The organism is Pseudaeromonas sp. HNCC25DJ182 (assembly GCF_055413365.1).
Genome location: NZ_JBVAYG010000019.1, coordinates 66,639 through 87,943, shown reverse-complemented (window position 1 = coordinate 87,943; position 21,305 = coordinate 66,639). Strand labels below are relative to the sequence as shown.

At 57.8% G+C, this 21,305-nt stretch carries 21 protein-coding genes and 1 riboswitch; of the genes, 10 read left to right on the top strand and 11 right to left on the bottom strand.

The genetic code is table 11. From position 1 onward, the window contains the following. Positions 1-42: 42 nt before the first annotated feature. Positions 43-2,166 (bottom strand): alpha-amylase, encoded by a 2,124-nt coding sequence (locus ACZYUB_RS14685; protein WP_463948997.1) that lies wholly within the window; start codon positions 2,164-2,166, stop codon positions 43-45. A 310-nt stretch (positions 2,167-2,476) separates the two neighbouring features. Here ACZYUB_RS14685 and ACZYUB_RS14680 point away from each other — a divergent pair, with 310 nt between their 5' ends. From ACZYUB_RS14680 to ACZYUB_RS14665, 4 genes are all read left to right on the top strand, one after another. After that, a complete protein-coding gene (locus ACZYUB_RS14680) occupies positions 2,477-2,899 on the top strand; it encodes a hypothetical protein (RefSeq protein WP_463948996.1) in 423 nt (140 codons plus the stop codon). Between the two features lie 98 nt (positions 2,900-2,997). Next, positions 2,998-4,359, top strand: a complete 1,362-nt coding sequence (gene yegD, locus ACZYUB_RS14675) for a molecular chaperone (RefSeq protein ID WP_463948995.1) — start codon at positions 2,998-3,000, stop codon at positions 4,357-4,359. A gap of 76 nt (positions 4,360-4,435) precedes the next feature. Further along, on the top strand, positions 4,436-6,079 hold the full coding sequence (locus ACZYUB_RS14670; protein WP_463948994.1) for a DUF4139 domain-containing protein: 1,644 nt from the start codon (positions 4,436-4,438) through the stop codon (positions 6,077-6,079). 130 nt (positions 6,080-6,209) lie between these two features. Next, entirely contained in the window at positions 6,210-6,707 is a 498-nt protein-coding gene (locus tag ACZYUB_RS14665; RefSeq protein ID WP_463948993.1) for a hypothetical protein, read from the top strand. 107 nt (positions 6,708-6,814) lie between these two features. On the opposite strand, the gene ACZYUB_RS14660 is transcribed toward ACZYUB_RS14665, so the two are convergent. Next, entirely contained in the window at positions 6,815-7,762 is a 948-nt protein-coding gene (locus ACZYUB_RS14660; RefSeq protein ID WP_463949004.1) for a TerC family protein, read from the bottom strand. A gap of 385 nt (positions 7,763-8,147) precedes the next feature. Between ACZYUB_RS14660 and ACZYUB_RS14655 the strand changes: the two genes are divergently transcribed. Next, positions 8,148-9,467 carry an aminotransferase class III-fold pyridoxal phosphate-dependent enzyme gene (locus tag ACZYUB_RS14655; RefSeq protein WP_463948992.1) on the top strand — a complete coding sequence of 440 codons (1,320 nt, stop codon included), beginning with the start codon at positions 8,148-8,150 and terminating at the stop codon, positions 9,465-9,467. A gap of 52 nt (positions 9,468-9,519) precedes the next feature. Here ACZYUB_RS14655 and ACZYUB_RS14650 read toward each other — a convergent pair whose 3' ends face one another. Further along, positions 9,520-10,098: a TMEM165/GDT1 family protein gene (locus ACZYUB_RS14650; protein WP_463948991.1), complete on the bottom strand. Its 579-nt coding sequence runs from the start codon at positions 10,096-10,098 to the stop codon at positions 9,520-9,522. Positions 10,099-10,105: 7 nt separating this feature from the next. Next, positions 10,106-10,304, bottom strand: a riboswitch (yybP-ykoY riboswitch). Positions 10,305-10,455: 151 nt separating this feature from the next. Here ACZYUB_RS14650 and ACZYUB_RS14645 point away from each other — a divergent pair. Beyond that, positions 10,456-12,117: a serine hydrolase domain-containing protein gene (locus ACZYUB_RS14645; protein WP_463948990.1), complete on the top strand. Its 1,662-nt coding sequence runs from the start codon at positions 10,456-10,458 to the stop codon at positions 12,115-12,117. A 256-nt stretch (positions 12,118-12,373) separates the two neighbouring features. Beyond that, the gene (locus tag ACZYUB_RS14640; protein WP_463948989.1) at positions 12,374-13,729 is read left to right on the top strand and encodes a (Fe-S)-binding protein; all 1,356 of its coding nucleotides are present in this window, start codon (positions 12,374-12,376) and stop codon (positions 13,727-13,729) included. A 13-nt stretch (positions 13,730-13,742) separates the two neighbouring features. Here the strand turns inward: ACZYUB_RS14640 and cowN are convergent, their stop codons facing one another. Beyond that, positions 13,743-14,042, bottom strand: coding sequence for a N(2)-fixation sustaining protein CowN (gene cowN / locus ACZYUB_RS14635; RefSeq protein WP_463948988.1), 300 nt, complete (start codon positions 14,040-14,042; stop codon positions 13,743-13,745). 318 nt (positions 14,043-14,360) lie between these two features. Between cowN and ACZYUB_RS14630 the strand changes: the two genes are divergently transcribed. Further along, entirely contained in the window at positions 14,361-14,795 is a 435-nt protein-coding gene (locus ACZYUB_RS14630) for a hypothetical protein (protein ID WP_463948987.1), read from the top strand. Positions 14,796-14,800: 5 nt separating this feature from the next. Here ACZYUB_RS14630 and ACZYUB_RS14625 read toward each other — a convergent pair whose 3' ends face one another. Beyond that, positions 14,801-15,001: a hypothetical protein gene (locus ACZYUB_RS14625; RefSeq protein WP_463948986.1), complete on the bottom strand. Its 201-nt coding sequence runs from the start codon at positions 14,999-15,001 to the stop codon at positions 14,801-14,803. Between the two features lie 81 nt (positions 15,002-15,082). Between ACZYUB_RS14625 and ACZYUB_RS14620 the strand changes: the two genes are divergently transcribed. Next, positions 15,083-16,282: a polysaccharide deacetylase family protein gene (locus ACZYUB_RS14620; RefSeq protein WP_463948985.1), complete on the top strand. Its 1,200-nt coding sequence runs from the start codon at positions 15,083-15,085 to the stop codon at positions 16,280-16,282. A 26-nt stretch (positions 16,283-16,308) separates the two neighbouring features. On the opposite strand, the gene ACZYUB_RS14615 is transcribed toward ACZYUB_RS14620, so the two are convergent. Beyond that, complete coding sequence (locus tag ACZYUB_RS14615) at positions 16,309-17,142, bottom strand: NAD(+)--dinitrogen-reductase ADP-D-ribosyltransferase (RefSeq protein ID WP_463948984.1); 834 nt, start codon at positions 17,140-17,142, stop codon at positions 16,309-16,311. Then, the gene (locus ACZYUB_RS14610; protein WP_463948983.1) at positions 17,139-18,083 is read right to left on the bottom strand and encodes an ADP-ribosylglycohydrolase family protein; all 945 of its coding nucleotides are present in this window, start codon (positions 18,081-18,083) and stop codon (positions 17,139-17,141) included. Before ACZYUB_RS14610 ends, ACZYUB_RS14615 begins: the two co-directional genes overlap by 4 nt. Positions 18,084-18,281: 198 nt before the next feature. On the opposite strand from ACZYUB_RS14610, the gene ACZYUB_RS14605 reads away from it, so the two are divergent. Continuing rightward, positions 18,282-18,887, top strand: a complete 606-nt coding sequence (locus ACZYUB_RS14605) for an FMN-dependent NADH-azoreductase (RefSeq protein ID WP_460882190.1) — start codon at positions 18,282-18,284, stop codon at positions 18,885-18,887. Between the two features lie 235 nt (positions 18,888-19,122). Here the strand turns inward: ACZYUB_RS14605 and ACZYUB_RS14600 are convergent, their stop codons facing one another. The 4 genes from ACZYUB_RS14600 to ACZYUB_RS14585 form a co-directional block, all read right to left on the bottom strand. Continuing rightward, the gene (locus ACZYUB_RS14600) at positions 19,123-19,476 is read right to left on the bottom strand and encodes a DUF2956 domain-containing protein (RefSeq protein WP_463948982.1); all 354 of its coding nucleotides are present in this window, start codon (positions 19,474-19,476) and stop codon (positions 19,123-19,125) included. A gap of 97 nt (positions 19,477-19,573) precedes the next feature. Next, the gene (locus ACZYUB_RS14595; protein ID WP_463948981.1) at positions 19,574-19,870 is read right to left on the bottom strand and encodes a 4a-hydroxytetrahydrobiopterin dehydratase; all 297 of its coding nucleotides are present in this window, start codon (positions 19,868-19,870) and stop codon (positions 19,574-19,576) included. A 35-nt stretch (positions 19,871-19,905) separates the two neighbouring features. Beyond that, positions 19,906-20,421, bottom strand: coding sequence for an acyloxyacyl hydrolase (locus tag ACZYUB_RS14590; RefSeq protein WP_463948980.1), 516 nt, complete (start codon positions 20,419-20,421; stop codon positions 19,906-19,908). 105 nt (positions 20,422-20,526) lie between these two features. Next, positions 20,527-21,192 carry a fumarylacetoacetate hydrolase family protein gene (locus ACZYUB_RS14585; protein WP_463948979.1) on the bottom strand — a complete coding sequence of 222 codons (666 nt, stop codon included), beginning with the start codon at positions 21,190-21,192 and terminating at the stop codon, positions 20,527-20,529. Between the last annotated feature and the right edge of the window lie 113 nt (positions 21,193-21,305).

Genomic DNA, 21,305 nt, shown 5'->3' with positions numbered 1-21,305 from the left:
GTCGATAGACTGGCTTTTTTGCTGCCTGATTCAGGTAGTGGCTTAGCTCTTGCGGCCTGCAAACACCACCATCACCTTGTCATCGCCTTTTTGCCGGACAAAGGTGTAAGGCTTGTCGCTGAGCTTCTTATGGCTGCCAGCTGCAACAGCCGGATGGTTGTTGCGGAATTCACCCAGCTTTTGCCAGTGTTTCACCAGATCCGCCTTTTCTCCGCTCGCCAGTTCACTCCAGTTCATATCGGAGCGTACTGCCTGGTCAAAGACGCCATCGCTTTTCATCAGACCACGGCCGGATTCATCGCCGTAGTAGATTTGCACGCCACCCGGCAGCAACATAAAGCTGTTGGCGACCCGGCGTTGCAAGGCGGCATCTTCATAATCCCCGAAGAACAGCTTGGTATCGTGAGACGAGATGTAGCTCAATACGTTGAAGTTCGGATCGGTATTGATGGTCTTGGCATACTTCACATAGGTCGGCTCTGCCGTCGTCATGCACTGGGCATTATTGAGGGCGTCACGTTGATAGTCGAAGTTGATGATGGAGTCGAAGCCATTATCGAACCAGAGATCCTTGTTCATCCCATGATCCCAGACCTCACCAACCATGAAGAAGGGCAGGTCATCCAGCTTCTTGCTCGGGTTGTTGGCTTTCCACTCCTTGAGTGCTGCTGTCGCTTCGACTTTCAGCTTTTGCCAAGCGGCCGGTTCCAGATGTTTGACGGTGTCGCCTCGGAAGCCATCAATACCGAATTTGCGTACCCAATCGGTGTGCCATTTGACCAGATAATCGACCACAGTGGCGTTGGGCAATGGTTTGGCGTTGGTATCTTTCTTGTCCTTGAGGAATTGCGGTAGATCCACCGCTTTGGTGGATTCCGTCAGAAAATCGGGCAGGCCGCCAACCGCGCCAGTGACATCGTCGTTCCCCGGGGTCTGGTAGCCAGGCATGGTGGCGCGCACCCAATCCGGCCCCCACCACTTGGACCACTCGGTGGACATGTAATTCACATTTTGCGAGGAGCCATGCCAGTTGCCGTACAGGCCCTTCGGTGTCCAGTCGGACCAGCGAGCAGGCAGCTCCTGTTGGTTGGTGACGACGCCTTGCGGGCCGACATCCTGCAGATCGGCGAGTGTCGCATAACCGGCATGGTTCATGACCACATCCAGCAGCACGCGGATGCCACGCTTGTGGGCTTCATCCACCATGGATTGCAGGGCCGCTTCGTCACCATAGTTCGGATCGATCTTGGTGAAATCCAGTGCCCAGTAGCCGTGATAGGCATAGAAGGGGAAGGTTCCATTCTCGCCACCGCCGATGAAACCATGGACCTGCTCCACCATGGGGGTGATCCAGATGGCGTTGACGCCCAGAGATTTGATGTAATCCAGCTTCTCGGTGATGCCCTTGAAGTCGCCACCATGCCAGGTGCCGATTTCATCTTTACCATCCTTCTTGCGGCCGAAGGAGTTGTCATTGCTGGTGTCACCATTCTTGAAGCGGTCGGTGAGCATGAAGTAGACGGTAGCGTTGTCCCAGGTAAAAGAGTGCACGGTTTGTTTGACCGGCTCCAGCAGCAGCATGCCTTCGCTTTCCGCAGCAGGAGTCATGGTGATCTTGCCTGCCTTGACGGTTGCGGTTTGGCCGGAGTACGCATCGCGTAGCGTGGTACCGTTGGGCCAGGTTTTGCCGACCTTGACGGTCACAGGACCTCCGTCCCAAGCGATACAGTCCACCGCGGGTGGCTGGCGTTTGAAGCTGCCAGCTTTGGTGGCGCGCAGCACCTTCAGAGTCGGTGCGTCCGGGTTGCTGTTGTCCAGCGTGAAATCGTAGTTACCGGCCAGGAGCACCTTGAGCTGGAACTGCTGATCCTTGGCGCAATTATTCAGAGTGTTAGCTTTGCCAAAGGGAAGAGGCGCGTTACTGGCAGGACCAAAGGTGGTCCCACAACTCTTGCCCTTATCTGCCACCTGGATCTGGTAACTGCCTTTTTTCAGGCTGGTGGTGACTTGGTAGAGGTCTTTCCCTTGGGCCTTGAGTTGCAATTGTTCGTCAGGAGTCTGGTTGTTGATCGACAAATATAAGGGCGCCGTGATGGGCGCTGCCTGGGCGGAGGAGGCCAGCAGAGTGGAAAGAGTCAGCAAGGCCAGTTGGCGCGGCTTGAACATAGAACAATCCCTGAGGTGATGTGAATTGGCACCTATTCTAGGGAGTGTCGCTCTCCAAGGTTGTTTGCAGTTGCCTGATTTGTGATGTCGGTTCAAATGGTTGCGTTTTCAGATTTTTTGGTCCAAATCCTCATGCGATCCCAGTGAAGATCCGGGGGGCCAGAATTACCAAAAGGGAGTTAATCGGGGCTGTTTGTTGGTTGGTGTGCAAATGGATTCTTAAGTCGCAAAGATATTCTGTCCAGACCCTGCCGTTTCCGCTCGTCAGCTGCTAAACCCATAGTATGGAGCCTTCTTCAGGATCGAAGTGATGCGTGCCCTGCTTCCGGTGGTATTGATAGTGTCGAGCCTCTCGGCTGATGCGGTCGAGCGCCTGGGGTGCGGTTTTGATTGCGTCGATGAGTTGCGGCTGTCCGGTGTACAGCTTTCTGGTAGTCCACAAGCTGGACTGTCGTTGCCGCTCGAGTTATATCGTTCCTCTTCCTCACCCTGGGTGACCACACCCGCTTTGCAGACGACCCCGGCAGCGTTGAGCCTGCGTCTTGAGCCGTCGCGATGGATGTTGCATCGAGCCCGTCCTGAATTCAAATGGCAGGGAGAGTGGGGCTCCGGCATGATGCGGCTGGATGGTCATCGTTTGCGCCTGCGTTTGCAGAATCCCGATCAGACTCAACAACTGCAATTCACCCTGAAACCTGAGGCGGTACGCCTCGAATTCCGTTGGCGCTATTGATATCGCACAGACCTGTGCAAGGGGGGCGCTTTCCGTTAGGATCGCCCCCTTTTCAATGCTCGGCATGCTGATGTCGAGGGTGAAACCTGGGGATGATTATGCGCATTGGTTTTGACTATGGCACCTCGAATTGTGCCGTCGCGGTGATGGCCGAGGGACAGGTTCGGCGAGTCGCACTCGAAGGGGATGAGTGCTATCTGCCCTCAACCCTATTTGCTCCTCACCGTGAAGCCATCGCCGATCTGCTGTTGCAACAGTTGCCTTCGCATCGGCAGGCCAGTTTTGCTCAAGAGCGTCAGCAGGCGATCACCAAGGGACGGCGTTTGCGAGACAGTCTGGAAGATGAAGGACTGGAGTATCAGTTGCTGGTCGGTCGAGCGGCGACTGAGCGCTATCTGGCTGCCCCGGAAGAGGGATATTATCTCAAGTCACCCAAGTCATTTCTTGGCGCCACAGGCTTGTCGGAGGGGCAAATCCAGCTCTTCCGCGACATAGTGGCCGCCATGATGGTCACCATCAAGCAGCGTGCCGAACAGGCTCTCGGCGCAGACATTCAGGATGCGGTGATTGGTCAGCCGGTGAATTTTCAAGGCTTGGGCGGTGAGGAGAGCAATCGCCAGGCGCGGACGATCCTGACGGATGCGGCGCATCTGGCCGGGTTTCGGCAGGTGGAGTTCCAGTTTGAACCTGTGGCGGCTGGCCTGGAATACGAAGCCAGTCTGCAGCAGCCACAGAACGTGTTGGTCCTGGATATCGGCGGTGGCACTACGGATTGCTCTGTGCTGCGGATGGGGCCGGAGCGGGCGCGGGCCAGTAGCCGTGAGCAGGACTTGCTCGGTCATACCGGTCAGCGGATCGGCGGTAATGACTTCGATATCCGGCTCGCCGTGGCGGAATTGATGCCGCTGTGCGGCATGAGCTCGAGCAACAAGCGAGGGCTGCCGATGCCGAGCAAGTTGTTCTGGGATGCGATGGCGATCAACGATGTTCAAGCCCAGGGACGTTTCTATGCGCCGGACACCGCACGACTGCTTCGGCAACTGATGCTGGATGCCAGCGAGCCTGGATTGCTGGCCCGTCTGGGCTGGGTACGGGAACAGAAGCAGACCCATCATCTGGTCTGGGAAGCCGAACAGGCCAAGATCCTGATGACGGATGCGGACCAGTTCTCGCGCTTTGTCTGCCTACTGGATGAGCAGTTCAGCGTCCCCTTTAGCCAGACGCGTTTTGCGGAAGTCTCCAACCCCCTGTTGGAGAAGATCGGCGAGTTGGCGGATGAGGCCTTGCGGCAGGCGGCTCTGGTGCCGGATGTGATCTTTGTCACCGGAGGTACGGCCCGCTCGCCGGTGATCCACCGCTGGTTGCAGCAGCGTTATGGTGCCAGCCGCATCGTGATGGGGGATCACTTCGGCAGCGTCATCGCTGGTTTGGCCCGCTGGGCAGAGCGTTGCTTCGTCTGATCGGACCCTGTGCGCTGGCTCCATGATTTAAGGCTCGAAAGGAGCTAGCGTAAGGTCTCATTTCCAGGAGGCCGCCATGATCCGAATCCTACCTTTGTCTTTGAGTGTTCTGGCTCTGACATGTTCCGGCATGTCCATCGCTCAGGCAGAAACCTTCATTCGCACCAGCCAGATCCAGGCGGTCACCGTCCATCCCGGGTTGGCGACTGTGACTCGACATGTTCGTTTACCCTTGCCGGCAGGCGATCACCAGTTACAACTCACCGGATTCCCTGCCGGACTGGATGAGAACTCGTTGCGCTTGCGCGGACAGGGCGCTGGATTACAGATTGGTACTGTCGAGATCCGCCATATTCAAGCCAGTGAGCTGGTGCAGCCCGAGGCGCAGCAGTGGCTTGCGCGGCAGCAGATCCTGCAGGATCAACAAGCGAACCTGCAAGCCGAGGCCCTGGCCCTGACCACTCAGGAGTCCTTCTTGCAAGCCCTGGCACAAGCCCCCGGCAAACCCGGTGAGCAGACTAAACCATTGCCTGCCAGCGAGTGGCAAGCGGGAGTGACCGCGTTGGGCGAGGGGATGCGCACCATAGGCTTGGCGCGGGTCAAACTCAATCAGCAGCAACGCGGTTTGCAAGCGGAGCTGGAAAAGGTCGGTCGGGAGTTGCAGCGTTTGCAGAGTCAGGCACGGGAAAGCCGGACGCTGGCCATCAATCTGCACAGCGCGGGGGGGGATGCCGAACTTCAAGTGACCTATCAGGTGGCGGGAGCCGGATGGCAGCCGGTGTATGAGGCCGGGCTGGATACTCGCCGGGGGCAGCTGAGCCTGACCCGTGCCGCTCTGGTCCAGCAGGTAACGGGTGAGAATTGGGATCGGGTTGCCCTGCGTCTGGCCACCAGTCGTCCGCAGCAAGCCACCCAGGCGCCGGAGGCCGAGAGCTGGTGGATTGATTTACATGATGAGAGTCGGGATCTGCAAAAAGCGGCGCAAGCCGGTGCCATGGCCGAACGCAGCAAGCTGCAAGATGAAACCGTGATGCTCGCGGCAGCCCCCGCTCCAGCCGAAGAGGCACGGCTGAGTCTGGCGACGCTGGAGGCTGGCGAGTTCGTCGCCGAATACCAGATTGCCGGAGCCGTGACGATTGCCTCGAATCAGGATCAGCAACGGGTGGTTCTGGGGCAGGAGCAGCAGCCGGTGTCACAACGGTTGCAGGTGCTACCCCGACTCGATCCCCACGCCTATCTGTATGCCGATCTGACCAACAGCCTGCAGGCGCCTTGGTTGGCGGGTGAATGGCGACTCTCGCGGGATGGCACCTATCTTGGCGCCAGCTCACAGCCTCAAGTCGAGGCGGGCGGCCAACTGGCGTTGGCCTTTGGTGTCGATGATGCGGTCAAGGTCAGCGTCAACCTGTTGCAGGATGAGCAGGGGGAAACCGGGGTGTTGAACAAGGAACAGGTCGTGACCCGGCGTTGGCGCTATGAGTTTGTCAGTGGCCACCAGCAGCCGATGCCGTTGACTGTGCTGGATATCTGGCCTGTGCCGCGGCATGAGCTGATCAAGGTTTCACCACTGGCTGGCAGCCCGGCTCCGACCCGGCAACAGGTGGCGGGTAAACCGGGTGTGCTGGCCTGGGATCTGACACTGCCCTCGAAGGGTGAAATGCAACTGGAGCCGGGATACCGCATCAGTTATCCCTATCAGCGCAAACTGGAAGGCTTCTGAGAGAAGATCGGGCGCCAGGACTGACACTCGGCGGGGTGACGGGTAGAATGGCGGTCGATATGCCACTGACATCGGCTGTAGTTGAGCGTCATGTGGCTTGCCCCTGATTTGATGGATGGAAGGATGGACTATGAAATATCGTGTTGCGCTGGCGCTGATCCCGTTGCTGATGACCGCGTGCTCCAGCGATAACGGCCTCTCGGAACAGTACCGCTATACGCCGCCGACCGCGGTGGCCACCAACAATACCGCGGAATTCGACAAGCCATTCGATCTGGTCTGGTCGCGCGCCGAGCGCTGGTTCGCCGATCAGCAGTTGCCGCTGCAGAGCCAGGCCCGTACCTCCGGGTTGCTGGCGGCGCAGCAAGAGAATTATGCCGAGGGGCTGGATTATTTGGATTGCGGTAGTGGCGGCAACAAGGTGGCGATTGAAAATCCGTCGCTACACGTCAATCTGATCCTGACAGAAAGTCTGGGCAAAACCGTGGCGACGGTAAATATCAAGGGCACCACTACCGTCTCCTTCCTGGAAGCGGACGGTAGCCATGTTCCGGCACCCTCCATAGTTCCGAGCTGTGTTTCCAATGGTAAGCTGGAAGCGGCGTTGATGGCGGCACTGGACGACTAGTGATGCGCTCTCTTATAGGAGCACGAAGATGAAAAAACCCGGCAGTTGCCGGGTTTTGTTTATTCCACTTGCCTCACGCCAGATGTCTCGTGCGCGGATGGTGATGCTCAGGCGCTTGGCGATTTGCGGCTATAGCGCAGGCTGAGCAACATGCTGCCGATCAGGATCACGGTCACCACGCCCAGCGAAACTGCTATCGGGATCTTGTAGATGTCGATCAGCAACATCTTGGTACCGATGAACAGCAGGATCAGCGCCAGACCATACTTCAACAGCACGAACCGGTCGGCAAAATCAGCCAGCAGGAAATACATGGCCCGCAAGCCCATGATGGCGAAGATGTTCGAAGTCAGCACGATAAAGGGGTCCGTGGTGATGGCGAAGATCGCCGGTATGCTGTCGACCGCGAAGATGACATCGCTGATTTCCACCAGGATCAGTACCAGGAACAGCGGGGTGGCGTAGCGAACCCCCTGCTTGATGACGAAGAACTTCTCTTCTTCCAGGTGCTCCGTGACCTTGAGGTGGCGTCGCAACCATTTCAACAGCGGGTTATTCGCCAGATCCGGCTCTTTATCGGCCATCCACAACATCTTGCCACCGGTCAGCACCAGGAAGGCGCCAAACAGATAGAGCACCCAATGGAATTGGCTGATGAGCCAGCTGCCGCCGAAGATCATGCCGGTACGCATGAGGATGGCGCCCAGTACGCCGTACAGTAGCACACGCCGTTGCAACTCGGCCGGTACGGCAAAATAGCCGAACAGCATCAGCCAGACAAAGACGTTATCCACTGCCAGGGCTTTTTCGATCAGATAACCGGTGAAGAACTCCAGCGCCTTCTGGTTGGCCAGTTCCCGCCCGGCTTGGGCATCCAGATACCACCAGATGGCGCCATTGAACGCCAGCGCGACGCCAATCCACACCAGTGACCAGATGGCCGCCTCTTTCAGGCTGACCTTATGCTGTTTGCCACCGCCGACCAGTAACAAGTCGACCAGTAGTAGTGCGATGACAATGACGGCAAAGCCGCTCCACATCCACCAGGTTCCCAGTAATTCCATCGTCCCTTTCTCCTCATAAAAAAGCCTGTGACCGCAACGGCACAGGCTCTTTCGGGGTATCCGGTGAAGACTCCTTGCCTGTTGCGGCAAGGTCTCACTTACAGCAGATCCTGCTGCCCGACGGCCGAGTGCATGGCACTGTATTGACGACGCGTCGGCATTGAAGTTACTCCCCTTGTGTTAAAAAGGCTAAACCATCGTTGAAAGATTGACCATCAGGCAATACCGAATACTGGCGCAGTTTTTGCCTGACAGCCTGTGCTGTTCATCACATCAAGCGGTAGGCGTCTGTAGTGCCGATGTCGTTACTTGGTATGGTAATCGGCGAAAAATATCGCCAGAGATGGCGCAATATACTGTTTTCCAGGATGTCGCTATGAGTTATCCCAAACCCCAGAGTCAGGCCATGCTGGCCGAATTATCCCGGTATGTGATTGCCGAACCCAAACCCTTTGTTGTCGATCTGGCCAATTGCCGCGGAGTCTGGCTGGCCACTGTGGATGGGGATCGCATCATGGACTGGTGTGGTCTGTATGGTGCACGTCTGATTGGTTATAACCACCCACGGCTATACGAGCCTGACTATGTTTCGCGCCTGGCACTGGCGGCCAATAACAAGATGGCCAATCCGGACTTTCTCACCGCCGAATGTCTGGCGTATTACCAGCTACTGCACCAGTTGGCTCCGGAGTGCATGGCCGGACAACCGGTCGAGGTGTATGTGGTCAATTCCGGCGCCGAAGCGGTGGAGAACATGCTCAAATACTTCATCAACTTGCATCAGCAACGAATGCAGGAGTTGGGCAGAACACCGCGCAGTAAGCGTTTCATCTATTTTGACCAGGCGTTTCATGGTCGGACTGTCTTTACTCTGAATATCACCCAACTGGCCAATGATCCGCTGGCGACCCGGGATTACCAGGGCATCATTCCCGGCAATCTGCAGGTGCCGTTCCCGGCCTGGGACCACAGTCGATCTGACGCCGAAAATGAACAGGAGCTGGATGCCTGCCTGCTAGAGATCGAATCCCTGATGCAACAGTATCCGGATGAGATCGCTGGCGTGATCCTCGAACCGATGCAAGGCGCCGGAGGGCACCGGATCGCCGGGCCACGTTTCTATCAGGAGCTGTCGCGGCTATGTCATCGCTACCAGATCAATTGGGGGCTGGATGAGGTGCAAACTTCGGGTGGACAGTGCGGTAAGGTGTTCGCGATCGATCTGTTTGACTTGCCCTATCCGCCTCAGGCGATTGCCAGTGCCAAGAAGTTTGGGAATGGGGTGCTGTACATGCAGCGTTCGATGCAGGATGTCGGCGTGCTTGATTCAACCTGGGGCGGAACCTTGGCCGATATGGTGCGTTTTGTCCAGGAGTGGAACATTGTGCGTGACGAGCAGTTGCTGGCCGCAGTCCCTGACAAGGCGCAGCAACTGGTGAGGGGCCTCGAGCAACTGGCACGGGAGTGGCCGCAACTGATGTATAACGTTCGCGGCTGGGGGCTGTATCAGGGCTTCAGTTTGCGTCGGGGTGACGATAAAGGTCGGCTCATCCAGATGGCGCTGGATGAGGAGGATCTGCTGTTGCTGGGGGCGGGTACCCAGAGCATTCGTTTCCGCCCGCCTCTGGATGTCAGTGCGGCCGACATCGAGTTGTTGCTGGAAAAATTGCGGCGTTTGCTGGTTCGGCTGGCTTGATGGCGACTTCAGCACCAGGAAGTCAGGGGCTCAGTGTTGAGCCCCTGCTTGTTTAGAGTGACAGCAGATCGCCGACATTGAACAGGGTCAGTAGACCCAGGACAGCAAACAGGGCCGCGGCGATGCCGTGCACCAACTTGAGCGGCACCTTGCGGGCCATTTTGTCACCGAGAAATACCGCCGGGACGTTGGCAATCAGCATGCCGACCGTGGTGCCGGCCACTACGCTATAAAATGCCGAATAGTGAGCCGCCAGGGCCACAGTGGCGATTTGGGTCTTGTCACCCATTTCGGCCAGGAAGAAGGCAATCAGGGTGGCGCCAAACACCCCGTAGCGGCCGGTCACCTTGGTCTCTTCATCATCAATTTCGTCGGGGATCAGGATCCAGCCCGCCATCAGCAGGAAGGAGAGCCCCAGGATCCAGCGCAGCCAATCGGGCCCAATCAATTGGGTGACGGCATGACCAACGGCACCGGCACCGGCGTGATTCAATAAGGTGGCGACCAGAATGCCCAGAATGATGGGCAGAGGGCGTTGGAATCGGGCGGCAAGTATCAGCGCGAGCAGTTGAGTTTTGTCACCCATCTCGGCCAGAGCGACAATGCCCGAGGAGACAAGAAATGCTTCCATGTGAGGTCCTCAAGGCCGGTTTAGAAAATTCCAATGACCACACGACTACCCCGGCCTAATCCGGTAGTTGGGTGGTCAAAGGTCTTGTCAAACCGTATAGGTCGTTTACGCCATGGCCGTGAGGGCCAAGTATGTTGACGTAAACCCTGTTGGCTTGCTGCCGGGCGGCGACAAGCCACAGGAGACTACTCCCCAATGACGGCGCGAGTGTACGGAGATTAAATGGCCATGTCCAGACTGTGGAGATAGGCGGAGCGGATTTTCGCCGACAAAGGCGGCTGCAAACGCTGTCAGAGCTTGGCGTGGAGCGGGGGGTTTGTAACAATAGCGCCCCTTGTTGTGTTGGGTGCCTTCATCATGTCCGCGATTGCCTCCTTGGGCCGACTATTCTTGCGTCGCCTGCTTCCTGTTGCCTTGTTGTGCGGGGTGGGACCCGTTGCCGCCCAACCCCTGAATGCGGTATTACCGCAATTTGATCGGGATGTGGAACGCATCTTTGGTGCCTACCGGATACCGGGGGCCGCAGTAGCGATAGTCCAGAATGGCCGCGTGGTCTACGTCAAGACGCTCGGCGTCGGCAGCACCAAAACCCGTAATCCGGTGAATCCCCATACCGTGTTTCGCCTGGCTTCGGTCTCCAAGACCTTTGCCGCCGTACTGGCGGGTCAAGCCGCCTACGCCGGGGAGATCAATCTGAGTGCGCCCCTGAGTCGCTATTTGCCCGGTTTCCGATTGAAGTACGATACAGCCAATCGTCTGACGGTGCGCAACGTGCTCTCCCACACCAGTGGTCTGCCACACAACGCCAACGATAACCTGCTGGAAGCGGGAGTCTCCTACCCTGCACTGCTGACCAAAACTCAGCGGCTGGGTGCAGCTTGCCCGATTGGGCGCTGCTTTGGTTATCAGAACATTCTTTATTCCACCATCGGCGATGTCCTCAGTCGTCAGCTCAAGCACTCCTATGCGGATTTGCTGGAAAACCGGTTGTTCCGGCCGCTGGGAATGCAGGATGCGAGCGCCAGTCGCTGGAGCATGCTGAACAACCGCAACATTGCGACGCCGCATGTCAAAGGCGGGGGCGGTTGGGTGCCCAAGGCGATTACTCAACCCTATTACAACGTGCTGCCGGCTGCCGGGGTGAATGCGTCCATCACCGATATGGGGCGCTATCTGGCCGCCGTGATGGGGCACAGACCGGACGTGATCCCGCCGAAAGTGATGCAGGAGCTGACCAAGCCCCTGATCCGCTCGCCCAAGGAGGGCGCGACCTCGAAATGGCGGCAGACGCGAGTCAAAATGCCGATGTACGGTATGGGCTGGCGCATTTTCCAGTACAACGGTAACCACAAGATGATTTTCCACGCCGGCGGTCTCTCCGGGGTGCGTGCGCGTCTTGGATTCTTGCCGGAAAAGGATATTGGCCTGGTGATGTTATGGAACGCCAATGAGTCGCGGCCGGAAGTGTTGATGCCGATGTTGTTCGATCGTCTGCTGGATCTGCCGACGGTGGATTATCTGGATGGCGCGGCCCGCTCTTCAAGCTTCTATGCCAATGCGGCCCCGGCCCTGATGTCGGCCGGTGCGTTGGCGGCGGCAAACTCTTCATCCCCCAAGGCGCGCCAGCTGGCAGGTTCGAACCAGACCGCGACGGCAAGCAAACGTAAGGCGGTGGCTCCGAAAGCAGGCGTCGTGACCAGGAAGAGCCCTGTGCCTGCAACCAGTGCGCGGGCTCGGGTGCCAGCCAGTGCTTCGACTCTCGCCAGCCCCCGCTCGCTGGCCTCAAGCAGTGATGATGGCATCGTCAGCCTGACGGCGCAGCGGGTAGGCTATGACCCCATGCTGGGGGCTCGCAAATCTGCGGCCACCAGTAAGACCAAGCCGAAGTCTGGGGTCACGAAAAAGGCGACGGCCAAGAAAAAAGTGGCGACCAAGAAAAAATCTCAGCTCAGCAAAAAGAAGAAAGTGACCAAGACGCAGCGTAGCCGCACAAAAAGCGCCGTCCAGAAAACACACTAGAGTTTCTGGCCGCTGGGTGCGGCCACACGGAATGTTGGAAGATATCAGGGGCTGCGGCCCCTGAGTTTTTCTGACCTATTTAGCTCCAGGCCCGGCTGCAACCTCGGCAGAACCAGGTTCCTCGCGCCACTTACTGTGTGTGCATTGTCGGACAATTGGGGGATCACAACCTCTTATCTTGTTGATCTATATGGCCTTATTTTAGGCATCACTCTTGTATCTCTCAGCTGAAATCACCAAGTTTCAGGATGAGACAATGAAGCATGAACTGCAGTGGTCGGCTTATCAGGATCAGGGGATGGGGGATGCTTATGCCGATATTCCCCGTCACGGCGGAGATTTTGCCAAGGCGGTCGCGGTCTGTATTCGCAGTGGCCTGTGCCAGCAGCCGGGACATGGAGTCATGTGTCCGAGTTATCACCTGCATCGTGATCCTGCCATGTCCCCCGGTGGTCGGGTGGTCCAGCTCAAGCAGGCGCTGAATCATCCCGATCCCGAGTATTGGCTGGATGATCCGGAGGTCGCTCGACTACTGGATAGTTGTGTCTCCTGCAAGGGATGTCAGCGGGAATGCGAGAACAACCTGGATATGGCCGCCATCAAGTTGGAATATCTGGCCCAGCAGCGTCGGCGGCGCCGTTTTTCACCCCGGGCCTGGCTGTTCGGCCACTTCCCGCAATTGCTGCATCATGCGCCTTGGCTCTCAACCGCTCTGAGTTGGCGAAATCGCTCACCCTGGCTGGCGCGGCAGATGGAGCTATGGCTGGGCATCTCCGCCGCGTTCCCGCTGCCGGTGCCCAGCGATACACCGTTTGCGCCGCTCGAGCGCTGGTTTGATCCGTTGATCGGACAGCCGGCGCTACGGGAGGTAGTCCTCTGGGTTGACAGTCTCAGCAGTCAATTTGCTCCGGAGCAGGCTCATGATGCCTTGCTGCTATTGCGGGCTTTGGGTTATCGGGTGCGAGTGATCCATCCCGGTTCAGGTTCTGGCGCCATGCTGGATAGTGGCCGTATGTTGTTATCTCAAGGTTATGTCGAGGCGGCACGAGCCCAGGCGCAGGAATTACTGGCAATGCTGGAGCCCAGTCTGCGTCGCGGCCTGCCGGTCATTGGCTTGGAGCCCTCGGCGCTATTGATGCTACGGGATGAGTACCGCCAGTTATCGTTAGGGCCGGTGGCCGATCTGGCACAGCAGCAGGCGGTGTTACTGGAGGAGTTTCTGGCCCATGAACTGCAGGCCGGGCGCGTTCACTATCAGCCCCGGAATATGCCGATACGTGTTTTGGTGCATGGTCATTGTCATCAGAAAGCCAGCGGGGCCATGAAGTCGCTGCGGCGGGTACTGCGCCTGATCCCGGCGCTGGATTTTTCCTTTATCGAGGCTTCCTGCTGTGGCATGGCGGGTACCTTCGGCCTGGAGCGTGAGCATCTGGCTGATTCAGTGGCCATGGCCGAGCTGGCGTTGCTGCCCGCTCTAGCCGCCGAGCCGGAGGCGCAGATCCTGTGCACCGGTATGGCTTGCCGACAACAGATTAGCCGGTTAACTGGACGCCAGCCCTATCATCTGGCGTCCTTGCTGCTGGCCACGTTGGGGCTAGGATCACGGGGTTAGCGGAACCTGATGTTTAGCAACACTCGACCTCCAGCAGGTCGAGTGCAGCCAGCGCTTCTGTGTCTTCCCAGGTTTCAAATAGCTCACGGATCTGGTTCAGATTGCTGTGGATCAGAAACAATTCATCGGGGCGGGGCCCTGAGCCGCCTGCAGCCTTGGTTTTGAAATATTCCCAAAAGGCATTGCTGCGGGCCGGATCATCGATGTGCTTGCGGATCATCGCCATCACGGCCCGGGCATTGCCATCACAATCAATTTCCTTGAAGCTGACATACCGATCGGGTGGCGCAGATTTACAGCTACAGTTTCCCATGCAGATTTCCTCCATTGGTGCAGAGAGTCGTGGCGCAAGACTCATAACGCGTGATGAAATGAGGGTATGAAGAACGGGCAGCAAGATGTGCGCCATTCTCGATTACCGTTTCCCTGCGGCAATCAGGCATCAGGGGCAGGAAAGAAACGCACAATTCCGCTGCGATTGTGTGGAAGCTGACAGGCTTTGTCATATGCGGCTGCGCGCACAGTTTTTGCATTTGTTCGTCAAGCGGTGCGGATTGACGCCGTTATCTGAACCAGGTATCGCGCATTCGGCGTCGGTCATTTGAATGGTGGCAAGAGGCAGGGAGGCAAGATGGTCGAGAGTCATGGCGCCTGGCAATGTTGGGCTTGTCCCCCGGTGCTGTTGGTCGACATCACAGGATCGATTAACAAGGAAGGGGCCATTCAGCAGGTCGATGAGATCATGGCACTGCTGAGTGCCGCTCCTCAGCAGTACCGGGTGCTGTTGGCCTTGATGGAGCGCTGGGAATATTCGACCCATGATGCGCCACCGGAGTTTCAATTGTTTCATCGCTGGCTGGCGAGTGAAACCGCAGTGCGGGATTGTGTCTATGTCACTGCCGGTATGCGCCTGAAAAAAGCCTTCATTGAGCTGGGGTGGGAGGACTCAAGCCCGGTGAGGCGCCACTACTTTAGTGATGTGGCGGGGGCTATGGCGTTTTTGGAGTGCCAGCAGATCCCGTGCCCCGAGCCCTTGTATCTGCGGACGGTACTCATACCCTCCTGAGCGGTTTACTTCTCGACGACTGATGATGGCAGGCCTGCGTTATGGGCGCGGCAGTGCTGCAGTAAAAATTCCTCATCCAATGGCGAGAGATCAAACCGCAGGCTCGCCTCTTCGATGGCCTGACGATCATGGCGTTGTTGTTCGCTGAGCCAGCGCACTGCTGCAATCAGATCGCTGCCTTTGGGCATGAGCCAGTTATCACTCATGATGCCCTCCCGTTCATTCTCGCCGATACCTTGAGTATAGGTTCTGGTTGCCATGGGTTCTTGAGCCGCAACGGTAGCACCATGGCGCCCTGCATCGGCGCCATGTACTATGCTCGGCAACGGCCGCTTGCACCACACTATGGGGCTGCGGTGCCAGGCAGTGGTGATTCAGGGATGGGCAGCACCATGATGGTTCGGATTTTGTTGTTGCTGGGGAGTTTGCTCGTTACGGTCGGCGCCGAGCCGATCGCCACGCTTGATCGCACCCTGTGGCCCGATTCACTGGCCAGCCATCCCGGGTTCAATGCTGCCTCGCGTCTGGAAATCCTCAATTTCGCCAGCGAGCTGATGGGCAGCGAGTTGGTGACTCCCGACGAGTGGCCACAGCGTCTCGGGCTGCCGCAGGTCGATATGCTGGCAATTGACCATTATCGTGCCCAGAGCTGGTTGCGATTGCTGGCCGCGTTTCAGGCCGCCAGCCGTGAGTGTCGTGGCTGCCCACAGCTGAAAACCGTGGCCGAGCTGCGGCAATTGGTGCTCTCGCCTCCTGCCGTGCCCGCCCGGCTGCAACATTGGTTAGCCGAGTCCCGGCTGTTTCATGCCCGCTATTTGCAGGAGCAACTAACCCTGGCGGCGCAGTTTCCCCATCCCAGCAGTGAAATCGCCACCCTGACGAGCGATGAGTTCACGGGTTATGAATTGATGGATGGTGAATTCTTGCTCAGCTTTGATGCCGGGCCGACGATGGCGGGGGGCAGTACTTGGCGGACCACCCGGGTGTTGAGCAAGGCCGGACAGAATGCGGTGTTTTTCTTGCAGGGGGAGCCACTGGCACAGCGGTTATCTTCCTCCCCGGAAGCGTTAGCCCAGGAGCTCGGCGAGAACTGTGTCGCCTCGAACGGGATGAGCGAGGAGCTTTATCCGGAGCTCGAAAACTGGCGTGATTCCTTGCGTCAGTCGCGGCGTTTGCTGCATGCCATTCCCGAAGTGACCCAACTCTCCTGGTTTCGCCCTCCCCAGGGGCAGCGCACTGCCGAGATGAGCGGCCAGGTTTTCGAACGGATCGTGCTATGGAATATCGACAGCCAGGATATGAGCCCGGGGTTGAGTACCCAGCAAGTCGCGGATCGGGTGACCACTCTGATGTTGTTGTGGCGCAAGGGGATCATTCGTTGGCACGACAATGGCCCCAAGGCGGCGGCAGCCTTACCGGAGCTATTTCTGGCGCTGCAGACCAGCCCGGTGCGCTGGGTGGATTGCCGGACATTTGCCGACCATTGAGACCGCTCTGCCGCTTGCTCCGTCCTTCAGCGCACTCGGGTAACGCGATAATAACCACCGAGAACCATGAACTCATTTTCCCCATCCAGTGCGCCGGGTAGCAACGACTCAAAACAGATGATCTTGCTCAGCGGCACCTGGACAGCATGGACTCGCGGCCCGAAGCGATAAGCCTCGTCGACCTCGCGAGTGAAAGAGCTCAGGTTGTTGTACAGCACCACCGGCTCACCGTCTGGCCCAGGGGCTGGCCATTCATCGCCGCCCCGGAATAGCTCCAGATGCAGTGTGTCAGGATAGCGATGGCGCAACTCGAATTGGCAGAAGCTGTAGAGCAGATCGAACTGCCCGGCCAGATCGTTGGTGTTATAGGTGGCTCGGACACAGGCTTGCATGAAGCGGTAGTAGGGGCCTGCGTCCTGATCGAGGATGGGCTCCTTGTGATAGCGGGTGCAGAGGCCGAAGCGCGACTCGACCCAGAGCCGCCAGGCGGCGCCGGCGTCAGAATCGGAGTCAAATAACCAACCCAGTAGCAAACGGCGGTAGTTGGCTTGGGGGCGTGGTATGGGTTCGGCTTCCGGCCAGGGCTCTAATGGATGCCCTGGCAGGCGAAAGTGCACCGCCATATAGTCCGCAAAGTGTTGGCAGCGACTTCGGCTATCGGTCAGCGCGGACAGTTGTTCGAACAAGTCCTGGTAATGGGGCTGAATGCCATCCAGCTCCAATGGCACGGGATGACGCTGAAACGTCAGGCTGGCCAGCACGACCGCGGGCAGGTTGCAGCGGTTGATGGGTAGACAGATCCGACTAAACGGCGGACTCTGGCTGTTCCATTCGCTTGTCTGAGCCAGATCCCGGGTCATGGCGTGAACTCGGGATGCGGAGCGTTCAGGCTCAGACTCTGTTGCTGATCCAGGGCAAATAACTGGTCGGCCAGTTGGCAGATCTCGGCCTCCCGATGCAGCGCTTCGCGCCACGCGGGACGGATTGCCGCGTACCCATAGCAGGCACCGGCAAGCTGACCCGCGACGGCGGCTGTGGTGTCGGCATCGTTGCCCAGATTGGCGGCGGCCAGTACGCAGTCGGCATAGTTGTCGGTGTGATAGAAACACCAGAGTGCCGCTTCCAGGCTGTCGATGACGTAGCCGGTTCCCTTGAGCTGCTGATAACTCTTCTGTTGCCAGTGACCGCGTTGCAACTGCTCGACTTCGTGACTGCTGGCAGTATAGTCGCTGGCCTGCAAGCCGGATTTTCCGTAGCCGCGCAGTAGCTGGATCAGTACCGTAGCCAACAGTCCGCAGCTATCCAGGCACAAGGGGGCGGCGTGGGTGGTGCGAGAGCTGGCCGCAGCCAGGCGTTGTGCGGCCGCCACATCATGTGCGCACGCAATGGCGATCGGCGCCAGTCGCATGATGGATCCATTGCCGGAACTCCAGCGTGATTTGGCACCTGCATAGGGGTTGCCGGTTTTCTGAAAGCGACGCAACGCGGATGAGACCGTGACTCCGACGTCGAAACAGGTCCCTATGCTGCTCATGTAGCCGTTATCCAGCCAGTCGCAGTAACGTTGCATCTGATCGGTGGCATCGAAACGCTGGCAAGCCACCAGGCTGTGCCCAAGACAGAGTGCCATCGAGGTATCGTCCGTCCAGTAACCTTTTTTCAGACAAAAATGGCCGCCGCCCACCATATCGGTGAGGGGGGCAAATGAGCCCGGTGGGCGGAACTCCAGTGTGGTGCCAATAGCGTCACCAATGGCGAGTCCGAGCAAGGCTCCCCGACTGCGGTCTTGTGGCTGTTGCATCAATTATCCTCTTCGCTTGTCGGCTTCCCTGCAGCGACGTCGTCATCTTGTTGCGTTTGCTGCGCTCAGATGCCTGCCGCAAACCTTTCTATTTTTTAGAATAAACAAAGCGTTTTATTGCGCTTTATGTTCGATTGCCTACTGGGTACAGTGACTCCACGAAGCGACATTTCGGATAACAATCCACTCGAGGTGAACATGGCACAGGTATTGGCAATCAAATCCAGCATTCTGGGTGATTATTCCAGCTCAGGACTGCTGATCGATGAGCTGTTAGCTCAAGGTAGCAAGCAAGATCCGGCCCAACAGGTGGTTGTCCGGGATCTGGGGGCCGCGCCACTGGCTCAGCTTGATGGCGAGATCCTTGGCGGTTTTGCCAATGCTGAAGGTCGTAACGAGCGTCAGCAGCAAGCAGTGGCTCTTTCCGAGCAACTGATTGCCGAGATTGAACAGGCCGATCGCCTGATCATCGGGGTGCCCATGTATAACTTTGGGGTGCCGACCCAGCTCAAAACCTGGTTCGACTACATCTGCCGTGCGGGTGTGACCTTCAAATACACCGAGCAAGGTCCGGTGGGTTTGCTGACCAACAAACCGGTGCTGCTGGTCTTGACCACGGGTGGCGTGCATCGTGACGCCGCGACCGATCTGGCGCTGGCTCATATCCGTACCGTACTGAATTTCCTCGGCTTGACCGACATTCATATTGCCTATGCCCAAGGTCTGGGGATGGGTGATGCGGCCCGGGAACAGGGTCTGGCCCAGGCTCGCGTCGAAGCGGAATCCTTTCTCGTCGAGGCCTGATCCACTGCAGTTGGAATGAAAAAAAGCCCCGCTGACGAGAGTCTACGGGGCTTAGTCCGTTTGTGGACTAAAGCAAAGAGCTTGCAGCGTGAGTCGGCAGGTTCTGAAATGTCGCCTGAAAAGCGAGCCAACACGGTCAAGATCTAGGTGATCTTCGGCGTTCCTTCTGCTGTTGAACCTGACAGTCTTATGCCTTCGGCCAGGCTGCTGCTCCTGCCTGTTCCAATCTTCGGTTCTATCTGAGCCAGTTCACGGCGATCCCACTCCAGGTCAATACCAGCAACGCCCATGGTAGCCAGGTGATCAGCGATCGCGATGATTTGGGAATGGCAACGAGTGGTTCTGTGGGTTCGTCGTTGGTCGCATCGGTCACCAGAGTGTTCGTTTGGCGACGTAGTTGCTTTTTCGCTTTCTCGGCAAGTCGTTGGCGGGCTTTCTGGGCGCGTTTGTACTCGGCAATCCCTTTTTGAATACCTTGTGCGATCAACTGGGTCTGTTCTTTGCTCTGACCCGGGACTTGATTCGCTCGGGCCAGGCGCAATGATTCGGCGACGACTTCGGCTGAAACCTCGATTTTCCTGTTTTGCATCCCACTCGCTTCCTGAGCCAATATCGGACGGCGATTGTGGCATAAGGGAGAAACAATGGGCAGTGTCAAACGCAGGATCCGGGATCGCGTCGCCGCCTCAATGGGCGTGTGTCGAGGCCCAGAGCTTATCAATGGCGCGGGCCAGATCCACATCCAGCTCGGTAATGGCGGCCTGTTGAGGTGTTGTCAGGCGAATGGTCAGTTGACGCTCATGGTGCTGCCAGTCGGGATAATGCTGCATGTGCTCGGCGACCAGAGCGACCCGGGTCATGAAGCCAAACGCCTCGATAAAATTGGCGAACTGGAACTGGCGGCTCAATACGCCATCCTGCGGCTCCCAATCGGGTAGATGCAGCAAACAGGTTTGCAGGGTTGAATCGTCCAACGGGTGCATGATCGTCCTCCAATAAAAACAGTCGATCGGGTGACTCAGGGTAATTCCCAGTTTAATTCCAGAGTCAACAGATTCAGGCCATCATTCGGCGTCTGCAGCCCGCCATTGGAATAGTGGTAGCCCCTTAGAGCCAGGATCCAGCGCTCATGGCGGACGCCCAATCCGACGCGGTCCTCGAACAGCAGATGGCTACCGAGTTGATGATCGGCAACTTGCGTCTTCTCGTGGTAGCTGGCGCCGATCCCGAAATCGACAAACCAGTGCCAACTTCGTTGTGGATGCCAGCTCCAGCGTACGACCGGCAATATGCCAAAGGCATCATGATGTTCTCCCAGCGAGCGCAACCGACTGGCGCTGTACTCCAGTTGTAGACCGAGATTGGAAAAGAACTGATTGAAGCCTAGTGGATCCAGGTCTTGCACCAGAGCCAGCCGTGCGGATCTCGCACTGGCATTCCCCCGGCCGCCACTGACGGTGATGCTGTCGAACGCTAGCAGTTGGGGGACATGACTGAATAGCAGGATCCACACCAGCAGCAACCATCGAGTCATGACCTGCACCCCCTTACGACAAGAACTGGCAACAGCAAGGTCTGCTATTGAGCATAGTCGGCAAATGGGTGGTTTTATGGACGCGGTGGCAGGCTTTTCTGGTTTTTATCGGCTGACCTGACAATGGATGCGCAACTGCTGCGCCAATTCCAGCGTCAGTTGATCACCTGGGTGCAGTGGGCCGACACCCGCTGGTGTTCCGGTCAGGATCAGGTCACCTGGCAGCAAGGTGAAGTGCTGACTGATCGCGGCTGTCAGCTCCAGCATCGACCAGATCATCAAGCTGCTATGCCCAGATTGACGTGGCTCGCCATTGACCTGCAGGGAAAAATCGATGTCACCCCAAGAGGGGAATGCAGTGATCGGTACCCAGCGTGAGACCGGACAGCTATCGTCGAAGGCTTTGGCTTTTTCCCAGGGCTGGCGTAGTGCTTTGAGCTGATTCTGCAGGTCACGCAGGGTCAGGTCCAGGGCGATGCCAATCCCAATAATGGCTGCCGTCGCCTGTTCGGTGTTGGCTCGAGTCAGCGGTTGTCCTACCAATAACGCCAATTCGGTTTCGTGGTGGACCTCTCCCCGATCCACTGGAATGGCAAAACCCGTCTCCAGTGCTGTCAGCGCAGTCGCGGGTTTGATGAAGAGTAATGGCTCCTCTGGCACCTCGTTACCCAGTTCAGCGGCATGCGCCACATAATTTCGTCCCACGCATACCACCTTGCCCGGACGGTGGGGAATGATGTCTCCGGAGTGCCAATGAAAATTCTGTAGCATCTAGATTCCTTGTGATGGATGTCTCTCATGGAATCTTGCATCAATTCCCGCTGCACGCAACCGATTGCTGCCAGCCGATCCTCTGCCGCTGACTATACTCAACGCTATGGGCC

Coding starts and splice junctions, on each gene's coding strand:
- ACZYUB_RS14685 (WP_463948997.1), bottom strand. CDS start 2,166: ATGTTCAAGCCGCGCCAACTGGCCTTGCTGACTCTTTCCACTCTGCTG.
- ACZYUB_RS14680 (WP_463948996.1), top strand. CDS start 2,477: ATGCGTGCCCTGCTTCCGGTGGTATTGATAGTGTCGAGCCTCTCGGCT.
- yegD (WP_463948995.1), top strand. CDS start 2,998: ATGCGCATTGGTTTTGACTATGGCACCTCGAATTGTGCCGTCGCGGTG.
- ACZYUB_RS14670 (WP_463948994.1), top strand. CDS start 4,436: ATGATCCGAATCCTACCTTTGTCTTTGAGTGTTCTGGCTCTGACATGT.
- ACZYUB_RS14665 (WP_463948993.1), top strand. CDS start 6,210: ATGAAATATCGTGTTGCGCTGGCGCTGATCCCGTTGCTGATGACCGCG.
- ACZYUB_RS14655 (WP_463948992.1), top strand. CDS start 8,148: ATGAGTTATCCCAAACCCCAGAGTCAGGCCATGCTGGCCGAATTATCC.
- ACZYUB_RS14650 (WP_463948991.1), bottom strand. CDS start 10,098: ATGGAAGCATTTCTTGTCTCCTCGGGCATTGTCGCTCTGGCCGAGATG.
- ACZYUB_RS14645 (WP_463948990.1), top strand. CDS start 10,456: ATGTCCGCGATTGCCTCCTTGGGCCGACTATTCTTGCGTCGCCTGCTT.
- ACZYUB_RS14640 (WP_463948989.1), top strand. CDS start 12,374: ATGAAGCATGAACTGCAGTGGTCGGCTTATCAGGATCAGGGGATGGGG.
- cowN (WP_463948988.1), bottom strand. CDS start 14,042: ATGGGAAACTGTAGCTGTAAATCTGCGCCACCCGATCGGTATGTCAGC.
- ACZYUB_RS14630 (WP_463948987.1), top strand. CDS start 14,361: ATGGTCGAGAGTCATGGCGCCTGGCAATGTTGGGCTTGTCCCCCGGTG.
- ACZYUB_RS14625 (WP_463948986.1), bottom strand. CDS start 15,001: ATGAGTGATAACTGGCTCATGCCCAAAGGCAGCGATCTGATTGCAGCA.
- ACZYUB_RS14620 (WP_463948985.1), top strand. CDS start 15,083: ATGGCGCCCTGCATCGGCGCCATGTACTATGCTCGGCAACGGCCGCTT.
- ACZYUB_RS14615 (WP_463948984.1), bottom strand. CDS start 17,142: ATGACCCGGGATCTGGCTCAGACAAGCGAATGGAACAGCCAGAGTCCG.
- ACZYUB_RS14610 (WP_463948983.1), bottom strand. CDS start 18,083: ATGCAACAGCCACAAGACCGCAGTCGGGGAGCCTTGCTCGGACTCGCC.
- ACZYUB_RS14605 (WP_460882190.1), top strand. CDS start 18,282: ATGGCACAGGTATTGGCAATCAAATCCAGCATTCTGGGTGATTATTCC.
- ACZYUB_RS14600 (WP_463948982.1), bottom strand. CDS start 19,476: ATGCAAAACAGGAAAATCGAGGTTTCAGCCGAAGTCGTCGCCGAATCA.
- ACZYUB_RS14595 (WP_463948981.1), bottom strand. CDS start 19,870: ATGCACCCGTTGGACGATTCAACCCTGCAAACCTGTTTGCTGCATCTA.
- ACZYUB_RS14590 (WP_463948980.1), bottom strand. CDS start 20,421: ATGACTCGATGGTTGCTGCTGGTGTGGATCCTGCTATTCAGTCATGTC.
- ACZYUB_RS14585 (WP_463948979.1), bottom strand. CDS start 21,192: ATGCTACAGAATTTTCATTGGCACTCCGGAGACATCATTCCCCACCGT.